Annotated in this window: 16 protein-coding genes; 4 read left to right on the top strand and 12 right to left on the bottom strand. The window is 65.9% G+C overall.

Annotation, left to right across the window (positions count from 1 at the left end; all coding sequences use genetic code 11):
- The first annotated feature begins 85 nt into the window (after nucleotides 1-85).
- The 3 genes from N2604_RS38735 (at nucleotide 86) to N2604_RS38725 (ending at nucleotide 4675) form a co-directional block, all read left to right on the top strand.
- Nucleotides 86-1702, top strand: coding sequence for an acyl-CoA carboxylase subunit beta (locus N2604_RS38735; RefSeq protein ID WP_260373153.1), 1617 nt, complete (start codon nucleotides 86-88; stop codon nucleotides 1700-1702).
- A complete protein-coding gene (locus N2604_RS38730) occupies nucleotides 1699-3675 on the top strand; it encodes an acetyl-CoA carboxylase biotin carboxylase subunit (RefSeq protein WP_260373152.1) in 1977 nt (658 codons plus the stop codon). The genes N2604_RS38735 and N2604_RS38730 overlap by 4 nt, the downstream gene beginning before the upstream one ends.
- Nucleotides 3676-3874: 199 nt before the next feature.
- Nucleotides 3875-4675: a hypothetical protein gene (locus N2604_RS38725; protein WP_260373151.1), complete on the top strand. Its 801-nt coding sequence runs from the start codon at nucleotides 3875-3877 to the stop codon at nucleotides 4673-4675.
- Nucleotides 4676-4796: 121 nt separating this feature from the next.
- Here N2604_RS38725 and N2604_RS38720 read toward each other — a convergent pair whose 3' ends face one another.
- The 10 genes from N2604_RS38720 to N2604_RS38675 form a co-directional block, all read right to left on the bottom strand.
- Nucleotides 4797-5792: an ABC transporter ATP-binding protein gene (locus N2604_RS38720; protein ID WP_260373150.1), complete on the bottom strand. Its 996-nt coding sequence runs from the start codon at nucleotides 5790-5792 to the stop codon at nucleotides 4797-4799.
- A complete protein-coding gene (locus tag N2604_RS38715) occupies nucleotides 5789-6796 on the bottom strand; it encodes an ABC transporter ATP-binding protein (RefSeq protein ID WP_260373149.1) in 1008 nt (335 codons plus the stop codon). Before N2604_RS38715 ends, N2604_RS38720 begins: the two co-directional genes overlap by 4 nt.
- On the bottom strand, nucleotides 6796-7689 hold the full coding sequence (locus N2604_RS38710; protein WP_260373148.1) for an ABC transporter permease: 894 nt from the start codon (nucleotides 7687-7689) through the stop codon (nucleotides 6796-6798). The genes N2604_RS38715 and N2604_RS38710 overlap by 1 nt, the downstream gene beginning before the upstream one ends.
- Nucleotides 7690-7884: 195 nt before the next feature.
- Entirely contained in the window at nucleotides 7885-8832 is a 948-nt protein-coding gene (locus tag N2604_RS38705) for an ABC transporter permease (protein WP_260373147.1), read from the bottom strand.
- Between the two features lie 35 nt (nucleotides 8833-8867).
- Entirely contained in the window at nucleotides 8868-10466 is a 1599-nt protein-coding gene (locus tag N2604_RS38700) for an ABC transporter substrate-binding protein (protein ID WP_260373146.1), read from the bottom strand.
- Nucleotides 10467-10766: 300 nt separating this feature from the next.
- Complete coding sequence (locus N2604_RS38695; protein ID WP_260373145.1) at nucleotides 10767-12317, bottom strand: AMP-binding protein; 1551 nt, start codon at nucleotides 12315-12317, stop codon at nucleotides 10767-10769.
- 18 nt (nucleotides 12318-12335) lie between these two features.
- Nucleotides 12336-13490 (bottom strand): iron-containing alcohol dehydrogenase, encoded by a 1155-nt coding sequence (locus N2604_RS38690; protein ID WP_260373144.1) that lies wholly within the window; start codon nucleotides 13488-13490, stop codon nucleotides 12336-12338.
- Between the two features lie 216 nt (nucleotides 13491-13706).
- On the bottom strand, nucleotides 13707-13952 hold the full coding sequence (locus N2604_RS38685) for a PilZ domain-containing protein (protein ID WP_027565029.1): 246 nt from the start codon (nucleotides 13950-13952) through the stop codon (nucleotides 13707-13709).
- Between the two features lie 324 nt (nucleotides 13953-14276).
- Nucleotides 14277-15617: a DUF2235 domain-containing protein gene (locus tag N2604_RS38680; RefSeq protein ID WP_260373143.1), complete on the bottom strand. Its 1341-nt coding sequence runs from the start codon at nucleotides 15615-15617 to the stop codon at nucleotides 14277-14279.
- A 256-nt stretch (nucleotides 15618-15873) separates the two neighbouring features.
- On the bottom strand, nucleotides 15874-16113 hold the full coding sequence (locus tag N2604_RS38675; protein WP_260373142.1) for a hypothetical protein: 240 nt from the start codon (nucleotides 16111-16113) through the stop codon (nucleotides 15874-15876).
- A gap of 52 nt (nucleotides 16114-16165) precedes the next feature.
- On the opposite strand from N2604_RS38675, the gene N2604_RS38670 reads away from it, so the two are divergent.
- Complete coding sequence (locus N2604_RS38670; protein ID WP_260373141.1) at nucleotides 16166-16846, top strand: hypothetical protein; 681 nt, start codon at nucleotides 16166-16168, stop codon at nucleotides 16844-16846.
- 240 nt (nucleotides 16847-17086) lie between these two features.
- On the opposite strand, the gene ftsZ is transcribed toward N2604_RS38670, so the two are convergent.
- Nucleotides 17087-18343, bottom strand: coding sequence for a cell division protein FtsZ (gene ftsZ / locus N2604_RS38665; RefSeq protein WP_260373140.1), 1257 nt, complete (start codon nucleotides 18341-18343; stop codon nucleotides 17087-17089).
- A gap of 52 nt (nucleotides 18344-18395) precedes the next feature.
- Nucleotides 18396-18908, bottom strand: coding sequence for a hypothetical protein (locus tag N2604_RS38660; protein ID WP_260373139.1), 513 nt, complete (start codon nucleotides 18906-18908; stop codon nucleotides 18396-18398).
- Between the last annotated feature and the right edge of the window lie 260 nt (nucleotides 18909-19168).

Genomic DNA, 19168 nt, shown 5'->3' with positions numbered 1-19168 from the left:
GTTCCGGGGCGCGCGAAGCGCGAACCCGGAACCTCGAGATTCCGGGTTCGATGCTGCGCATCGCCCCGGAATGACGGAGTAAACTGTGTCCATCCTCGAAAACACCATTTCCCCCGGCAGCGCGGCCTACCACGCCAATCGCGATGGCATGCTCGCGCTGATCGACCGCATGCGCGCGCTCGAAGAGCGCACGCGCGCCGCATCTGCCGCAGCCAAGGACCGCTTCCACAAGCGCGGCCAATTGCTGCCGCGCGAGCGCGTTGCGCTGGTGCTCGATCCCGGTGCGCCCTTCATCGAGCTGTCGACGCTGGCCGGCTACATGTTCGACGTGCCGGATGCGAATAAGAGCGTGCCGGGCGGCGGCGTCATCGCCGGCATCGGCTTCGTCTCGGGCATCCGCTGCATGGTGAGCGCCAGCGATTCCGGCATCGACGCCGGTGCGCTGCAGCCTTACGGCCTCGACAAGACGCTGCGGGTGCAGGAGCTCGCGCTGGAGAACAAGCTGCCTTATGTCCAGCTGGTCGAAAGCGCCGGCGCCAATCTGCTGCGCTACCGCGTCGAGGACTTCGTCCGCGGCGGCAACATCTTTCGTAATCTGGCGCGGCTCTCCGCTGCGGGGCTGCCGGTCGTCACCGTCACGCACGGCTCCTCCACCGCCGGCGGCGCCTATCAGACCGGCCTCTCCGACTACATCGTCATGGTCCGCGGCCGCACCCGCGCGTTCCTCGCCGGACCCCCGCTGCTGAAAGCCGCCACCGGCGAGATCGCGACCGAGGAAGAGCTCGGCGGCGCCGAGATGCATACGCAGATCTCCGGCCTCGGCGACTACCTCGCCGAGGACGATCGCGACGCGCTTCGCATCGCGCGCGAGATCATGGCGGCGATGGAATGGGAGCGGCCGGGCAAAGCGTCGGTGCAATTCAAGCCGCCGCGCTATGACCAGGACGAGCTGCTCGGCATCATGCCGATGGACCACAAGCGCCCGGTGGACATGAAGCAGGTTATCGCCCGCATCGTCGACGATTCCGATTTCACCGAGATGGCGCCGAATTACGGCCCGGCCACCATCTGCGGCCACGCCCGCATCGAGGGTCAGGCCATCGGCATCATCACCAACAACGGCCCGCTCGATCCCGCCGGCGCCAACAAGGCGACGCATTTCATCCAGGCCTGCTGCCAGACTCGCACGCCGCTGCTCTATCTCAACAACACCACCGGCTACATGGTCGGCAAGGCCTATGAGGAAGCCGGCATGATCAAGCACGGCTCCAAGATGATCCAGGCCGTGACCTCGGCGACCGTGCCGCAGATCACCATCTATTGCGGCGCCTCGTTCGGCGCCGGCAATTACGGCATGTGCGGTCGCGGCTTCCATCCGCGCTTCTGCTTCTCCTGGCCGAACGCCAAGACCGCGGTGATGGGCGGCGAGCAAGCGGCCGAGACCATGGCGATCGTGACGGAGGCCGCTGCCATCAGGCGCGGCAAGCCGATCGAGAAGGACAGGCTGGACGCCATGAAGGCGCAAATCATCGGCGTGTTCGACGGCCAGATGGACGTGTTCTCGACCAGCGCCCGCGCGCTCGACGACGGCGTGATCGATCCGCGTGACACCCGCGCGGTGCTGTCGGAGGTGCTCGCGATCTGCCGCGAGGGCGATGCACGCACGCCGCAGCGCATGCAGTTTTCGGTGGCCCGCCCATGAGGAACGGATCAGTGCAACACCGGCCGTTCTCTAGGGTTCTGGTTGCCAACCGGGGCGAGATCGCGCTGCGCGTGATGCGCAGCGCGCGAAAACTCGGCCTCGGCGTCGTCGCGGTCTATTCCGATGCGGATCGCGATGCGATCCACGTGCGCGAGGCCGACCAGGCCGTGCGGATCGGCGAAGCCTTGCCGGCACAGTCCTATCTCAACATCCCCGCGGTCATCGACGCGGCCAGGGCCAGCGGCGCGGATGCCGTTCACCCCGGCTATGGCTTCCTCGCCGAGAACGCGGCGTTTGCGCGCGCCTGCAAGGACGCCGGCCTCGTCTTCATCGGCCCGTCGCCGCAGGCGATCGAGGCGATGGGCAACAAGGCCGGCGCGAAGGAGATCATGAAGAAGGCCGGCGTGCCGATCGTGCCCGGCTACCAGGGCACCGAGCAGGGCGACGAGGTCATGCTCGCGGAAGCCGGAAAGATCGGCTTTCCCGTGATGATCAAGGCGGTCGCCGGCGGCGGCGGCCGCGGCATGCGGCTCGTCACGGATGCGGCGTCTTTCCCCGATGCGCTGCGCAGCGCGCGGTCCGAAGCGAAGGCCGCGTTCGGCGATCCCACACTCATCCTCGAACGCGCCATCCAGAATCCGCGCCACATCGAGATCCAGGTGTTCGGCGACAGTCACGGCAACGCCATTCATCTCGGCGAGCGCGATTGCTCGGTGCAGCGGCGGCACCAGAAGCTGATCGAGGAGGCGCCGTCGCCCGCGGTCACGCCGGAGCTGCGCGCCAGGATGGGCGAGGTCGCAGTCGCCGCGGTCAAGGCGCTGCGCTATGAGGGCGCCGGTACGCTGGAATTCCTGCTCGATGCCAGCGGCGCATTCTACTTCATGGAGATGAACACGCGCCTGCAGGTCGAGCATCCCGTCACCGAGGCGATTACCGGGCTCGATCTCGTCGAGCTGCAGCTGCGCGTCGCCCGCGGCGAGCCGCTGCCGATCAAGCAGCAGGACATCAAGTTCTCCGGTCATGCCATCGAGGTGCGGCTGTGCTCGGAAGACGCCGCGCAGGATTTCATGCCGCAGTCCGGCCGCATGGCGTGCTGGCAGGCGCCGGATGGCGTCCGTGTCGAGCATGCGCTGCAATCGGGCTCGGAGATCCCGCCGTTCTACGATTCCATGATCGCCAAGGTGATCAGCCACGGCGCCAATCGCGAGGAGGCGAGGGGGCGGCTGATCGTCGGCCTCGAGCAGCTCACGGCGTTCGGCGTGACGACCAATCAGGCGTTCCTGATGTCCTGCTTGCGCCATCCCGGCTTTGCCAACGGCGAGGCGACGACGGCTTTCATCGGCGCGCATCGCGACGAATTGCTGGCGCTGCGGCCAGACGCAGCATTCGAGACGGCGCTGGCGGGCCTGCTGCTCTACGTCACCAGCCCGCGTGCGCCGTCGTGGCAGGAAGGGCGGAGCCTCGCCGCCACTTTTCCGCTGCCGGCGAAAATCGAGATTGCCGGCCAGACGCACGAGCTCGACATCACGCGCGAGCGCGACGGCAGCTACACGGTCATGACCGACGGCCGCCAGGACAAGTTCGAGATCGACCAGCTCGATCCCGACGCCATCCGCTTCCGCCACGCCGGGGTAATGGACAGCGCAAAGTTCCTGCGCGATGGCGATCGACTCTATCTCCAGCACCGCGGTATTCCGCTCGCCGTCACCGATCTCACCCTCGCCGCGCCGAAGGCAGCTGCAAGCAATGGCGGCGACGGCAAGGTCCGCGCCGCCATGAACGGCCGCGTCGTCGCCGTCCTCGTCAAGCCCGGCGACCGCGTCACCGCCGGCCAGCCGGTGCTGACGCTGGAAGCAATGAAGATGGAGCACGTCCACAAGGCCGGCATCGACGGCGTCGTCAGCGCGATCGACGTCGCCGAGGGCGAGCAAGTGACGACGGGCAGGATCGTCGCGGAGATCGGGGCGGGGTAAGCGCGGCGTCATGCTCAAGGCAATCGGGCGCCCGCTTTAATGGTTGCTACAGCTCCCGCTCTCTTGTGCCGCTCGACTTTCAGAAAATGAAATGATTTCAATTGATTGAATGAAATTTCACCCTTAACTCGCTCCCTATTGAACGAAGTTCATTTTCAGGTCACCAATATTGAACGATGTTCAATGTCTGGAGATATGCATGCTGCGCGCGCGTGACCAAGCTCAACCGGCCAACGCACTGGTCCCGCCAGTGGCCCGCCGGCTCTCGTACGCCCCCCTGCAAACCCGCGAGAAATATCTTACCGGAGCGCTCCTCGTCCTGACGCTCACCGCGCTTCTGGCGCCCGCATTGCCCGCCGCCGCCTGGCACATCCCGCATTTCGTCGACAGCCGCGCGTGGCTCGGCATACCCAACGCCGCCGATGTGCTGAGCAACCTCGCTTTCCTCGCGATGGGTGTCTGGGGCTCGGAGCGGCTGCGGGCCCGAAATGATGCGCCGGTGGGTGCGAGCTGGTTCTTCGTCGGACTGATCCTCACCTGCCTCGGCTCGGGCTTCTATCATCTCGACCCCGACCTGCCGCAACGGCTCGTGGCCGATCGTCTCGGCATGGCGGTGGCGTTCGCAGGCTTTCTGGGCATCGCGGCCAGCGAGCGCATCAGCACGCGCGCAGGCGAAGCGGTGCTGGTGCTGACGATGATCGCGGGCCTCTTGGCGGCCTGGGTCGCACGCGAGAATCTCACGCCATGGGTGGTGGTGCAGTTCGGCGGCATGGCGCTGGCCGTGGGCCTTTCGTTCACACGCCCACGGCCCGGCGCCCTTGGCGTGCCGCTCGGCGGCGTGATCGCCTTCTATGTGCTGGCCAAGCTGTTCGAACTCGGCGACGTGACCGTGTTCGAAGCGACCGGACACATGGTCTCGGGCCATACCCTCAAGCATCTCGCCGCCGCGCTCGCGGCCTGGCCGGTGATCCGGGCGCTCGACAATCGTAGGGTGGGTTAGTCTGCGGCCGCGCGAAGCGCGGTTCGCTGGCGCAACCCACCACTTCTGTCACCGCGGAGATCAAAGAGGTGGGTTACGCCAAGCGGCCTGTGCTTCGCACAGTCCACTTGGCTTACCCACCCTACGGGATCGTGTTGCTCCGCCCCGTCCCCTCATTGAGCAGACACGCCACCTGATGTCCATCACCGGCATCCAGCAGCGCCGGCCGTTCCGTCTTGCATCGCTCCATCGCAAACCGGCAGCGGGTGTGGAATGCGCAGCCGGACGGCGGATTGACCGGGCTCGGCACGTCGCCATCGACCAGCGGCGCGAGCTTCTTCGCCAGCGGATTGGCGATCGGCACCGAGGCGAGCAGGGCCTGGGTGTAGGGATGCCTGGGATTGCGGAACAGCTCGTCCTTGTCGGCGATCTCGACGATGCGGCCGAGATACATCACGGCGACGCGGTGGCTGATATGCGCGACCACGGCAAGGTCGTGCGCGATGAAGAGATAGGAAAAGCCGTGCTGCCGCTGCAGGTCGATCAGAAGGTTGATCACCTGCGCCTGGATCGAGACGTCGAGCGCGGAGACCGGCTCGTCGCAGACGATCAGGCGCGGCCCCAGCGCCAGCGCGCGGGCGATGCAGATGCGCTGGCGCTGGCCGCCGGAGAATTGATGCGGGAAGTTGCGCATCTGGTCGGGCCGCAACCCCACCTGCTCGAACAATGTTGCGACCCGCTTCTCCAGCGCCTCGCCGGTCGCGAGCCCGTGCACGGCGAGCGGCTCGCCGACGATATCGCCGGCATTCATGCGCGGGTTGAGCGAGGCAAACGGGTCCTGGAACACGATCTGCATCGAGCGGCGGTGCGGGCGCATCGCCGTCTTCGACAGATGCGTAATGTCCTCGCCGTCGAGGCGGATCTGGCCCGAGGTCGGCTCGACCAGCCGCAGCACGCTACGCGCCACCGTGGACTTGCCGCAGCCGGATTCGCCGACGAGGCCGAGCGTCTCGCCGGTATGAAGCGCGAACGAGACGCCATCGACCGCGTGCACGGTGCCAACTTGTCTTCGCAGCACCCCGGCACGCACTGGATAGTGCTTCTTGAGGTCAGTGACTTCGAGCAGCGTCTCGCTCATGCCACCTCCGCGACTTCTTCGGCGCGCCAGCAGGCGGCCAGATGCCCGCCGCCCCAATCCGCCAGCGGCGGATATTCGGCCTCGCAACGCTTGATGGCGAGCTTGCACCGTGGCGCGAAGGCGCAGCCTTGCGGCAGCCGCACCAGCGACGGCACCGTGCCGGGGATTTCGTTCAGCCGCGCCGGCGCGGCGACGCCGGAGGCCGGCACCGCCGGGATCGAGGCCATCAATCCGCGCGTATAGGGATGCTTCGGCGCGGCGAACAGCGCTTCGACGCTGGCCTCCTCGACCTTCCGCCCCGCATACATCACGATCACGCGTTGCGCGGTCTGCGCGACCACGCCGAGATCGTGCGTGATCAGCACCAGCCCGGTGCCGAGCTCCTTCTGGAGGTCGAGGATCAGCGCCAGGATCTGCGCCTGGATGGTGACGTCGAGCGCCGTGGTCGGCTCGTCCGCGATCAAGAGCGCCGGCCGGCACGCCAGCGCCATCGCGATCATCGCGCGCTGCCGCATGCCGCCGGACAGCTGATGCGGATATTCGCGCGCCCGCCGCGCCGGTTCGGGGATGCGCACCAGCCGCAGCATCTCGACGGCGATGTTGTGTGCTTCCTTCGATGAGATATTCCGATGCAGCCGCACGGCCTCGACGATCTGGTCGCCGATCCGCACCACCGGATTGAGCGAAGTCATCGGCTCCTGAAAAATCATGGAGATGCGATTGCCCCTGACCGCGCGCATCTGCGCCTCATCCAGCGCCAGCAGGTCGGTTCCTTCCAGCGAGACGGAGCCGCCGACGATGCGGCCGGGCGGATCGGGCACGAGGCGCATCAGCGACAGCGCGGTCACGCTCTTGCCGCAGCCGGATTCGCCGACGATCGCCAGCGTTTCGCCGCGCCTGACGCTGAACGAGAGGTCGTCGACAGCCCTGAACAGGCCGGAATTGGTGAAGAACACCGTCTTCAGGTTCTTCACTTCGAGCACGAGATCGGTCTTGTCAGCCATCAGCCGCGCTGCCTCGGATCCAGGATGTCACGCAGGGCGTCACCGAACAAATTGGCGCCGAATACGGCGAGGCTGATCGCGACGCCGGGGAAGATCACCAGCCACGGCGCGGTGCGGACATATTCGGCGGCGGATTCGGACAGCATGCGCCCCCATGACGGATAGGGCTCGGGAATGCCGAGGCCGAGGAAGGACAGCGAAGCCTCGGTCAGGATGGTCGAGCCGAGCTGGGCGGTCGCCAGCACGATCAGCGGCGCCAGCGTGTTCGGCAGCACGTGGCGCAGCGCGATCCGCATCTCGCTCATGCCGATCGATTTGGCCGCTTCCACGAACGGCTGCTCGCGCAGCGCCAGCGTATTGGCGCGGATGACGCGCGCCACCGTCGGGATCAGCGGAATGGCGATGGCGATGATCACGTTCGGCAGCGACGGGCCGAGTGCCGCCGTCATCACCAGCGCCAGCACCAGCAGCGGCAGCGCCTGCAGCACGTCGGAGACGCGCTGGAACACGAGATCGACCCAGCCCGAGAGATAGCCGGAGGTGAGGCCGACGATCACGCCGATGGTGCCGCCGAGTGCGGTCGAGCCGATGCCGACTGCGAGCGAGATCCGCGCGCCGTGGATGATGCGGCTGAACACGTCGCGGCCGAACGAATCGGTGCCCATCCAGTGTGCCAGGCTCGGGCGCGCCAGCGCGCGGGCGGAATCCACCGTCAGCGGATCATAGCGCGCGATGACATCGGCGAAGATCGCAGTCAGCACGAACAATGTCATGATGACGAGCCCGGCCGCGCCCAGCACGTGCCGCTGCACCATGAACAGCACGCGCCGCCAGCCCCCGGTCGCATGCGCCCCGGCCCGCCTCAGTTCAACGTCGAAGTCGATCGCGGCCATGTGAGCTCTATCTTCCCCCTCGCCCCGCTTGCGGGGAGAGGGTTGGGGTGAGGGGGCTCTCCACGGGGAGGTGAGAGTTGGACTCGCGGAGACTCCCCCTCACCCGAATTCGCGCTTCGCGCAAATTCGACCTCTCCCCGCAAGCGGGGAGAGGTGAACGAACGCGCGAGCGCGGCGTGGACGACAATCATGGCGCTAGTCCGTGTACCTGATCCGCGGATCGAACACCGCGTAGAGCATGTCGACGGTGAAGTTGGCGAACACCACCACGACCGCGATGAACATCACGAGGTTCTGCACGATCGGATAGTCGCGCCAGCGGATCGCCTCGACCAGGAAGCGGGCGACACCAGGGATGTTGAACACGGTCTCGGTGACGATCAGGCCGCCGATCAGGAACGCCGCCTCGATGCCGATCACGGTGATCACCGGCAGGATCGCGTTCTTCAGCGCGTGATGATAGTTCACGGCCGCATCGGAGGCACCCTTGGCGCGGGCGGTGCGGATGTAATCCTGCCGCAGCACCTCCAGCATCGAGGAGCGCGTGATGCGCATGGTCAGCGCCGCGCTGCGAAAGCCGACGGCGGCGGCCGGCACGGCGTAGGTTGCGAATGCCTCGAGCCATGTCTTCGGATTGGGATTGAAGATCGGCATCTGCCCGAACATCGCCACCGACGCGGTGAGGATCAGAAGGCCGAGCCAGAACGAGGGCAGCGACAATCCGCTGAGACTGACGACGCGAAGCGCGTAGTCGAGCCGTGTGCCCTGCCTCACTGCGCTGATGACGCCCAAGGGAATGCCGATCGACGCCGAGAACAGCAGCGCAAGCCCGGCCAGTCGTGCCGTGATCGGAATCCGCGGCAGGATCTCCTGCAGCGCCGGCTTCTCCGAGACATAGGAGTAGCCGAAATCGCCGCGCAGCAAGCCGCCGATCCAGTGCAGATATTGCGTGACCAGCGGCTGGTCGATGCCGAGCTGCTTCTCCAGCTCCGCCTTGTCGGCCGGATCGACGTAGCCGGCGGCGGCGAACAGGATGTCGACGATGTTGCCGGGCACGATGCGCAGCAGGAAGAAGATGACGACCGAGATCCCGAACAGGGTCACGAGCATCAGGAACAGGCGCCGCACCAGATAGGCAAACATGCATCGCCCTCCGCGCTAGTCGTCAGCCTCGATCACTACTTGTCGAGCCACACATCCTCGAAGCGGAAGCCGTTGTAGGAGCTGTTCGACATGATCGTGATGCCCTTGACATAAGGCTGCCAGCAGGTACCGGCGCGGGCATGGAAGATGATCGGGCGGGCGACGTCCTCCTGCAGCTTCTTGTCGATATCCCACACCAGCGGCCTGCGCTTGGCTAGGTCGGTCTCCTGCGATTGCACGTCGAACAGCTTCTCGATCTCCTTGTTGCAATAATTGGTGTAGTTCCGCTCCGAGCCGCAGGAATAATTCTCGTAGAAGGACTGGTCGGGATCGTCGACGGAATTGCCGGTCAGGTTGAGGCCGAGCATGTAATCCTTGCGCGCGACCTTCGGGAACCAGTTCGCGGTTTCCACGACGTCGAGCTCGCCGTCGATATAGATGCTCTTGAGCTGGTCGATCAGGATCACGGCGGGGTCGCGATATTCGGCGAGATTGCGCGTCGAGACCTTGACTGCGAGGTGCTTGTCCGGACCGTAGCCCGCCTTCTGCATCAGCTTCTTGGCTTGCTCGCGGTTGGCATTGATGTCGCGGCCGTAGCCCGGAATCGTCTCCAGCCTGTCCTTGGGCATGCCCCAGATGCCCTGCGGCGGCGGCAGCATGGTGCCGCCGATGTCGCCCTGGCCTTCGAACAGGATGTCGACGAACGCCTTGCGGTCGAGCGCGAGCGACATGGCGCGGCGGATGTCGATGTTGTCGAACGGTGCGGAGGTCGAATTGACGATGATGTTGGTCGAGACGTTGGTCGGCTCGACGACGCAAACAGCGTTCGGCGCCTGCGACTTGATGTCCTTCAGCAGCGGGATCGTGATGTGCGTCGGAAAGGTCATGTCGAACTTGCCGGCGACGAAAGCCAGGATCGCGGTCGAGCGGTTGGTGATGATGGTGTACTCGATGCCGTCGAGATAGGGCAGGCCCTTCTTCCAATAGTCCGGATTGCGCGTCAGCTTGATCGATTCGTTGGCCTTGAACTCGACGAACTTGAACGGTCCGGTTCCGATCGGATGGGTGCGCATGTCCGCCGGCGAGACGTGACAGGGATAGACCGGCGTGTAACCGGAGGCGAGCATCGCCAGCAGCGAGGGCTGCGGCCGCTTCAGCTCGAAGGAGACCTCGAGCTCGCCGTTGGTCGTGATCTCGTTGACCTCGCTGTACCAGGCCTTGCGCGGATTCTGCCGCAGCTTCTGCTGCGACTTGCCCATCAGCATATCGAAGCTGCATTTGACGTCGGCCGACGTGAACGGCCTGCCGTCGTGCCATTTCACGCCCTGGCGCAGCTTGAAGGTCAGCTTCTTGTTGTCGCTGCTCCAGGACCAGCTTTCGGCGAGGTCCGGCCTCAGCGTATCGGGGCTGTTCTGTGCGATGTGCTGATCGTAGATGAGGAGATTGTTGAACACCCCCATGAACGGCACGTTGATCGAATAGGTCGCGCCTTCGAGGATGGAGGCGTTGGCCGGACTGTCGCGGTGATACATCCGCAAGGTGCCGCCCTGCTTTGGCTCGCCGGCGAGCGTCACGGTCGAGGCCGTCAGCACAGATAGCGCCGCCATTGCGGCGAGCGCCCACACGCTCCGCATGCTCATCCTCCCTGGACCTCGGCCTTTGCGGCCTGTTTGCCCGGACGATAGCGAGGCGCGTGCAGCGAGGCAACCCGCAAGGCTTGCTGCGCTCTCGACAATTCGGATGACGGATGGCCGCAGGGCTTTCATCGCCTCACGATGTGAGAGTGCAGTGCGAAGAGATGGTCCTGGTGCAGCTGTTGAGCGCAGATGCCTCAACAAACACCGCCGTCGTCTCGGGCTCGCGACTTCGTCGCGAGCCCGGGACGACAGTCACGTGTGTGGCGCTTGCTTGCGCACCTTACGTAGCGGAAGCCCTCACACGATCCGCGAGGCCTTGTTCCCCCAGTACCGGTCCCGCAGCAGCCGCTTGTACAGCTTCCCCGTCGGCAGCCGCGGCAATTCCTTCTCGAAATCGACCGAGCGCGGCACCTTCTGCCGCGACAGCGATTTGGCACAGAACGCGATCAGCTCTTCGGCGAGCGCCGGCCCCGGCACCACGCCCGGCATCGGCTGCACCACCGCCTTCACCTCCTCGCCGAGATCGGCATTGGGCACGCCGAACACGGCGGCGTCCGCGACCTTGGGATGGGTGATAAGTAGGTTCTCGCATTCCTGCGGATAGATGTTCACCCCGCCGGAGATGATCATGAAGGTGGCGCGGTCGGTCAGGTACAGGAAGCGATCGGCATCGACATAGCCGACATCGCCGACCGTGCTCATGCTGCCATCGGCAGAGCGCGCCTCCCTGGTCTTCTCTGGATCGTTGAAATATTCGAACGGCGTGGCCGTCTTGAACCAGACCTGGCCCGGCGTGCCGGTCGGGCATTCCCGCATATTCTCGTCGAGAATGTGGAGGTCCCCGAGCAGCACCTTGCCGACGGTGCCGCGATGCGCCAGCCATTCCTCGCTGTTGCAGGCGGTGAAGCCGAGGCCTTCGGTCGCGCCGTAATATTCGTGGATGATCGGTCCCCACCATCTGATCATGTCGTCCTTGACCTGCGGTGGGCAGGGCGCGGCGGCGTGGATCGCGATCTCCAGCGAGGACAAATCGTAGCGCTTGCGCACCTCCTCCGGCAACTTCAGCATGCGCGAGAACATCGTCGGCACCAGCTGCGTGTGGGTGATGCCCCATTGCTCGACGAGCTGCAGGTAACGCTCGGGATCGAAGCTCTCCATGATGATCACGGTGCCGCCCATGCGGATCGTGAGGTTCACGGCAGCCTGCGGCGCCGAATGATAGAGCGGCGCCGGCGACAGGTAGACCATGCCTTCGCGGTAGTGCCAGAGCCTCAACAGGAAATCGAACAGCGGCAGATTGTGCTTCGGCTTCTCCTCCGGCAGCGGCCGCAGAATGCCCTTCGGCCGTCCCGTCGTGCCCGACGAATAGAGCATGGCCGTGCCGAGCCATTCGTCGGGAATCGGCGTTGCCGGCACGCCGGCGGTCGCCTCCGCTAGGCCAACGATGCGTTCGCTCTCGCCCGGGCCGTCGGCGACGATGCAGAGCTTGACCTCGGGGCAGGCCTTTATCGCCTCGCGCGCGATGGCGAGCTTGGCCATCGACGTGATCAGGATCTTCGACTGGCTGTTGACGAGGAGATAGGCGAGCTCGCCCGGCGTCAGGAAGGAATTGATGCAGGTGTAGTAGAGCCCGGAGCGCTCGCCGGCGCCGCAGGCTTCGAGATAGCGCGCATTGTTCTCCATGAAGATCGAGTAATGCTCGAGCCGCTTCAAGCCGTGCTGGCGGAACAGATGCGCCAGCCGATTGCTGCGCGCCTCCAGCTCGCGATAGGTGACGGCCTCGCCGGTCGCAGCCATGACGAAGGCGGGCTGCAGCGGACGCAGGCGGGCATGTGTCCCTGTGTACATCGATCCTCCGGATTTCGATCAGGCGGCAAGAAGCAGGATCTCGCGCACATCGGCGGGCCCCTCGATCTTGCGCGGGTTGCGCGGAATCCAGTTCGTCCGCATCGCAGCTTCCGCGATCGCATCGAAATGTTCCGGCGAGATGCGCACGTCGCCAAGGCTGCGCGGCATGCCGAGCGAGCGGATGAAGGCGTCGAGCACGTCGGCCGCATTGCGGCCGGGATAGCCCATGGCCGCGGCGACGATCATCTGCCGCTCGGCATTGTCGCGCGCATTCCAGCGCATCACCGCCGGCAGCATGACGCAGGAGGTGTAGCCGTGCGGCACGTCGAAGGCCCCGCCCAGCACGTAGCCGATGCCGTGGCTCGCGCCCATCGGCACGCCGGCGGCGAGCGCGCCCATCGACAGCCAGGTGCCGATCTGTGCGTCCATGCGCGCATCGAGATCGGACGGGTCGGCCTTCACCCGCGGCAGCGCGTCGGCGAGCATGGCGAGGCCCTTCACCGCTTGCGCATCGGCGTAAGGATGCGTCTCGCGCGAGCAGATCGCTTCGACGCAATGGTCGACGGCGCGGATGCCGGTCGACAGGAACAGCCATTCCGGCGTGTGCACGGTGATGGCGGGATCGAGAATGGTCGCGCGTGGCACGGCAAGTGGATGCCGCAGCATCTGCTTCACCTGCGCGGCCCTGTCGGTGACGCCCGCGATCGATGAGAACTCGCCGCCGGCGATCGTGGTCGGCACGCTGACCTGCCGCACGATTGGCGCGTTCATCTCGGGCGCGACGCCCTTGTGCACGCGGATGCGGTCGATGCCGGCGATATCGTCGATGCCGTTGGCGAGGCAGAGCTGCACCGCCTTGGCGCCGTCGGTGATGGAACCGCCGCCGACGGTGACGATCAGATCGGCCTGCGCCTCGCGCGCCGCTTTTGTCGCCGCGATCACCGCCTCGCGCGGCGTATGGGCCGGCATGGCGTCGAACAGGCCGGCGCAGCGCCCGCCGAGCGCGTCCCTGATTTTCGTGATTTCGTCGGTCTGCCGGTTCAGCGTCCCCGAGACCATCAGGAAGGCGCGGCTTGTTCCCAGCCGGTCCATCTGCGCGACGATGGCCCCGGCCGCAGCATGGCCGAACACGACCTCCTCGATCGCGCCGAAAACGACTCGTCCCTGGTGCACGCCTGTCCTCCCCGGACAAATCGTTCTTGTTGTTGGGCCGCAATCTAGCCGAGCCCGCCACCCCCGTCATGCGCGAAGACGCTGGCCGTTTGGCAGCGCGAGGAGGGGCCGTTGCAGATCGTGTCAGCGGTGCTCCAGCGTCGGGACTCGGCTCCCTCCCCCCGCAAGCGGGGGAGGGAGCCCAGTGCCGACGCCGGGAGGTCAGGAACTATCCCCTCAAAACACCACGCCCACGCGCGTGCCGCGCTTCCAGGCGATACGGCAGCGCTTCTTGGTATTCACGTGCAGCAGCTCGAAGCGATCGGGAATCTTCACCTGGCCGCCGAGATCGACGCAGGCCCCGCCGGGCGAATAGTCGATCAGCGTGCACGGGATCACCGGCGCGCGCGGGTCGGTGATGATCTTGGCCTGGCGTGACACCAGGCCTGCGGGCTTCACACGGACAAACTTGCGCGGATGCATTGGCACGTCTCCTCCAATTCCGCAGGTCTAGCGGCGGGTGATCTGTCCCGATCATGGAAAAGAGATGATGCGATCCCCCTAAGCCGCGCCCGAGAATTTTAACGAAAAGTGTCAACGAATGGCAAAAGCAGCGGTAGCGGGCTGCCACCCTCCCCTGGAGGGGGAGGGTCGGCACGCGATCGAGCGAAGCGAGATTGCGTGACGGGGTGGGGTGACGGTGTCTCCACGGGTGCACTGCCCGTGTTGAGAGATCACCCCACCCCGCTCGCGCTGCGCCGATCGACCCTCCCCATCCAGGGAGGGTAAGAGCGCCGTGCCCCCACCTCACCCCGTCACGCCCTCCACCTCCGCCCCGGCCGCCAGATCCACCCCGGGCGGCACCGGCATCGGCACGGTCACGTAATCCTTCGGCAGGTTCACCGGCCGGTACTCCGGCTCCACCGCCATGCGCTTCAGCACGCTCTCATGCACATGCGCCCGTTCGGGGATCAGGCGCGGCTCGCAATCGGGGATGTAGAAGCCGAAATACACCTTCCGCGCCGGCCATTCCTTGTACCTCGCGCGCTTCGGCAAGAACTCCAGCACGCGCCAGACCGCATTCATGGAATCGTGCAGCATGCCGCTTGTCCCGGTATAGGCGGGCTCGACGTATCTGAACGGCGAGTTCTTGCGCTGGACGCCCCAGGCGAGCTGGTTCACCGTGCGCGGGTTGAACTTCAGCCCGGCCTTCTCGGCCTCGTCGATCATCCAGAGCAGCGGATATTTGGACTGCCCGCTCTCGGCTTCCGGATAGCCGCCGCCGACGTCGCAATGCACGCCGGCGAACCACACCTGCAGGATGTCCTGCGGCACCTTCTTTTCGTCGGGCACGTAGCGGTTGCTCCAGAATTCCTGCGGCTCCGCGTATGGCTTCAGGCGGAACATGCGCCGCCGCTCGTCGATTGCGATCGCCTGTCGGAAGATCTTGACGCTCGGATCGCGCAGCGTGAAGGCGAGCTCTTCCAGGCTCGGCCAGTAGAAGCGATCGGCGCGCGGCACGATCACGCTCGCCACCGTGTCCCAGACGCCGACGAAATGGATGGTCGGCCAGCGCGTCGAGGTGATGCGCGCAAATTGCGCGGCGAGGTCGAACGCGTCCTTCGGCAGCGGCCCGCTCTCGTCGAACACGATGTCCTTGAGGTCCTCGACGTCGTTGCCGCGCCCGCTGCCGGAATATTGCTTGTAGGCGATGAGGCCGCTGCCGGCGAGGTTCGCCTGCTCCGGCGAGATCAGCCCGACCTTGTGGATCAGCCCCGCCAGCACGCGCACCGTGTAGGCCCCGCGCGAAAAACCGAACAGGTAGATCTTGTCGCCGGGCGCGTAATGCTGAACCAGGAAGCAATAGGATGACAGCACGTTGTCATCGAGCCCGTAGCCGGTGGCGAGCCCCAGCACCAGCTTGATGTTGGCCTTCCAGCGCCCCCACGTCGATGGCTCCGTCATGGTGCCGACCCCGGGATCGTAAAACACCATCTGCCGCGGCGACGTCTTGTCCGTCTTGCGCAGGCAGCGATAGAGCTTCAGGACGTTGGAGATGTTCTCCGAGATCTCGTTGCCGGTGCCGTCACAGCAGATGACGAGGTTCTTGCCGGCGGGCTTGTGGTCGGAATTGGCTGCGTATTCCATGGGATGCGCCTCCGGCTGATGCTACCGGGGCGAGTATAGCGGAATTGCGCGACGGAGTGGAGACGATGCTGCTCTTACCCTCCCCTGGAGGGGGAGGGTCGATCGCGCGTAGCGCGAGCGGGGTGGGGTGATCTCTCCACACGGGCACTGTTGGTTGCGGAGAGACCGTCACCCCACCCCGTCTCACATTTCGCTGCGCTCAATGTGAGCCGACCCTCCCCCTCCAGGGGAGGGTAAGAGCGCCGTGCTCGCCCCCCTACTTCTTCTTCCCCGGCCCGAAATCCGGCTGCCAGGCTGCCTCCTTGCGGCTCGGCCCCGCGGCGATCACCTTGGCCTTCTCCTTCTTCGGTTTCTTGGCTTCGCGGTTGCCGCGTTGCTGTCCCTTGGCCAGGTCGCTCTCCTCTGGTTCAAGTTTCTGGGGTTCGAGTTCGTCGATTTCGTCCGCTTGCAGCTGCGGAGCATTGATTTTCGGGAGTAGCGCATCGTCTGTTGACATTAACCGTCTGTTAACCATGCGGTCGCCTAATGTTGACGATGGGGGGATCACCATGTCGGCCTATGTGACGCGACGGAAGTTGATGCCTGTTTCGGCCGATCCGGCCCTCCGGTCGGTGGCGAGGCTGGCGGTTCGCGCCAAGGCCGTCCTACAGGGCAAAGCGCCTGTCCTACGGAGCAAAGCCATGTTCGGAAAGGACGACTTAGTGGACAATCTCAGCCGCGATCTCGATCGCGCGCGCGGAAGACGAGATGCGCTCGCATCCGAAGCCACGACCCTGGCGGCGCAGATCGCCGAAATTGAAGCCCGTCTTTCGGAGGAGAAGAAAAGGCGTGAGCGTGAGCGCGTCCTGAGCGAGCTCGAAGCGATCAAGACGCGAATCAAGCAAGCGGCCGGCGCGTTTGCACCTGTCGTCGACGGTCTCTCGAGGGCGGTCGAATCGGCTGCGGCAGTTGTGCCCGAGGCGCGCGAGCTCAATAGTTTCCTGGTGTCGGTGGCGACCGAGATCGACAGCGTGCTCGATCCCCTGCTCCGCGAACTGGATCAGCGCGCGGATGCGGTGCGAACCGGACAGGCAGCGCTGGACCTGCCGAGTTCGGCCATTGAAGCACCGCCCATCGAGCTGCCAAAGGACACCAACGAGCGCCTGCTTCGCTTTCCGGCCTGGCTGTCCCGCGACAAGGAGACGGACAGGAAGGACACCGCCGAGAGCCCGCGCAGCACGGCGGCGTGAAGCGTCGGCGGCCGGCTTCGGTGCGGCGCATCCTTCGAGACGTCCGCTTGAGGCGGGCTCCTCAGGATGAGGGCGGAATGCGCGGCAGCAGTTTCAACGGGCGTTGACGCCGACTAGCCTCATCCTGAGGAGGCGCGTAAGCGCCGTCTCGAAGGACGAGGCGTGCGCGCAGGCTGCTTCCACGAGTCATATACGATACCCCTCCCGCAAGCGGGAGAGGGAGCGCACCTCCTTCACCGCTCAGTTCGCCGCGCGGCGCAGGAAGGCCGGGATATCGAGAACGGCCTCGTCGGGCGCATTGCGCGCAGGCGCGCGGCCGTAAGCATCGAGCGGCTGCAGGGCCGCCTGCCGCGCATAGTCCAGGCCCGGCCTTGCCGGCGGTCCCACGGGGTGGTGCGGCTGCGGGCGGAGCGGCGGGCTTCCCGCTTGCGGCAGGGGGGCACTGCGCTCGATGCGATCGGCGATGCGGCGGCCGTCGTTGCGCAGCCTGCCGGCGAGCTGGGTGAGGGCGGTTTCCACCGGTAGCGCCTGCGCCGGATCGAGATTATCTATACCGGTCGCCACCACCGAGACGCGGACGATGCCTTCGAGGCTTTCGTCGAACGACGCGCCGACGATGATGTTGGCGTCCGGGTCGGCCTCGTCGCGAATGCGGGTCGCCGCTTCGTCGACCTCGTACAGCATCAGATCCTTGCCGCCGGTGATGGAGATGATGAGGCCACTGGCACGCTTGATCGAGGGATTCTCGATCAGCGGATTGGAGATCGCGGCCACGGCGGCGGCGAGCACGCGCTTCTCGCCGGAAGCCTCGCCCCGTCCCATCATGGCCTTGCCCTTCTCCTTCATGACGGAGAGGACGTCGGCAAAATCGAGATTGATCAGGCCTTCCTTGACGATGAGGTCGCTGATGCAGGCCACGCCCGAATAAAGCACCTGGTCGGCAAGGGCGAAGGCGTCGGCGAACGTGGTCTTCTCGCTGGCCACCCGGAACAGGTTCTGGTTCGGGATGATCAGGAGGGTGTCGACCGTCTTCAGCAGCTCCTCGATGCCGGCTTCGGCAAAGCGCATGCGGCGCTGGCCCTCGAAGTAGAACGGCTTGGTGACCACGCCGATGGTGAGAATGCCGAGTTCGCGCGCGATTCTGGCGACGATGGGTGCAGCCCCGGTGCCGGTGCCGCCGCCCATGCCGGCCGTCACGAACACCATGTGCGCGCCGGTCAATTGCTCGCGGATCGTGTCGATAGCCTCTTCGGCTGCGGCGCGTCCCAGTTCCGGCTGCGAGCCGGCGCCGAGGCCTGCGGTCACGCGGGTGCCGAGCTGGATGAGGCGCTTCGCCTTCGACATCGCCAGCGCCTGCGCGTCGGTGTTGGCGACCACGAACTCGACGCCTTGCAGCCCGGCCGTGATCATGTTGTTGACGGCATTGCCGCCGGCGCCGCCGACGCCGAACACGACGATGCGGGCCTTCATTTCATGGATATCGGTGTTGCCAGTCATTCTTCCCTCGCGATTGCTCCGGCAAGCCGGGGATTAAAGAAAGTTCTGAGTGCTACCTGCGGGCCGCCCGGTCTGCTTGCACGATGAAGGCGGCCAGATGGCCCAACCGGCGCGCCGCGTGTCCCGCGATCGAGCCGCCAGCTCGGCGATCGCTCCGCAGCGCCGCCACTTCGTCTTCCAGTCGTGCCGCCCACGCATTGGCGGCCGTCGTCTCGGCGGCCGCCTGCGTCAGCTCGACGGCGAGGCGATCGGCACGCTCGCGCTCGCGCTCGAACACGGCCCTGTAGGCGGCTGCGACGTCCTCGAGCCGCGCGATCTCCGCCTTGAAGACTTCGGTCTTGACGGCCTCGATCCTGGCCAGGGAGGCCCCGATGGGATCTGCCCGGCGGGCTCGTCGCGGGCGGGGCGTGTAGCGGAGTTCGGCGAGATCGACGCTCACCACCGCCTTGCCGTCAGCCGACCGCGAGCGCGGCAACCGGCGACGCCGCGCCAGTGCCCGCGCAGCCTCGCGCGAGACATCGAGGCGGGCACCGAGATCGGCATACGTCAACAACTCAACGCACATCGGCGCTTCTCCTGGAGCGAACCGGGAAGGCATTTCGAGCTAATGATGGCTGGACGATTACCGCAGGCTAGGGTGCGTTGGTTAATGGACGGTTAACGCGCGCGGGGGATGTTTACGGGTGGGTCGCCGTGCCGGCCGGCCGCCGGACGCGCAGGGCAGCATCTGCCGCGGCTGCGTGCGGTCCGTCTTGCGCGGGCAGCGATACGGCGGCGCCGTGACGATCGGCGCGGCGCCAAAGCATTATGCCGCGCCGCATGCGG

The organism is Bradyrhizobium sp. CB1015 (genome assembly GCF_025200925.1).
Lineage (GTDB): Bacteria > Pseudomonadota > Alphaproteobacteria > Rhizobiales > Xanthobacteraceae > Bradyrhizobium.
The sequence above is the reverse complement of the archived record's forward strand: the minus strand, read 5'-3'. Positions and strand labels throughout refer to the sequence as shown.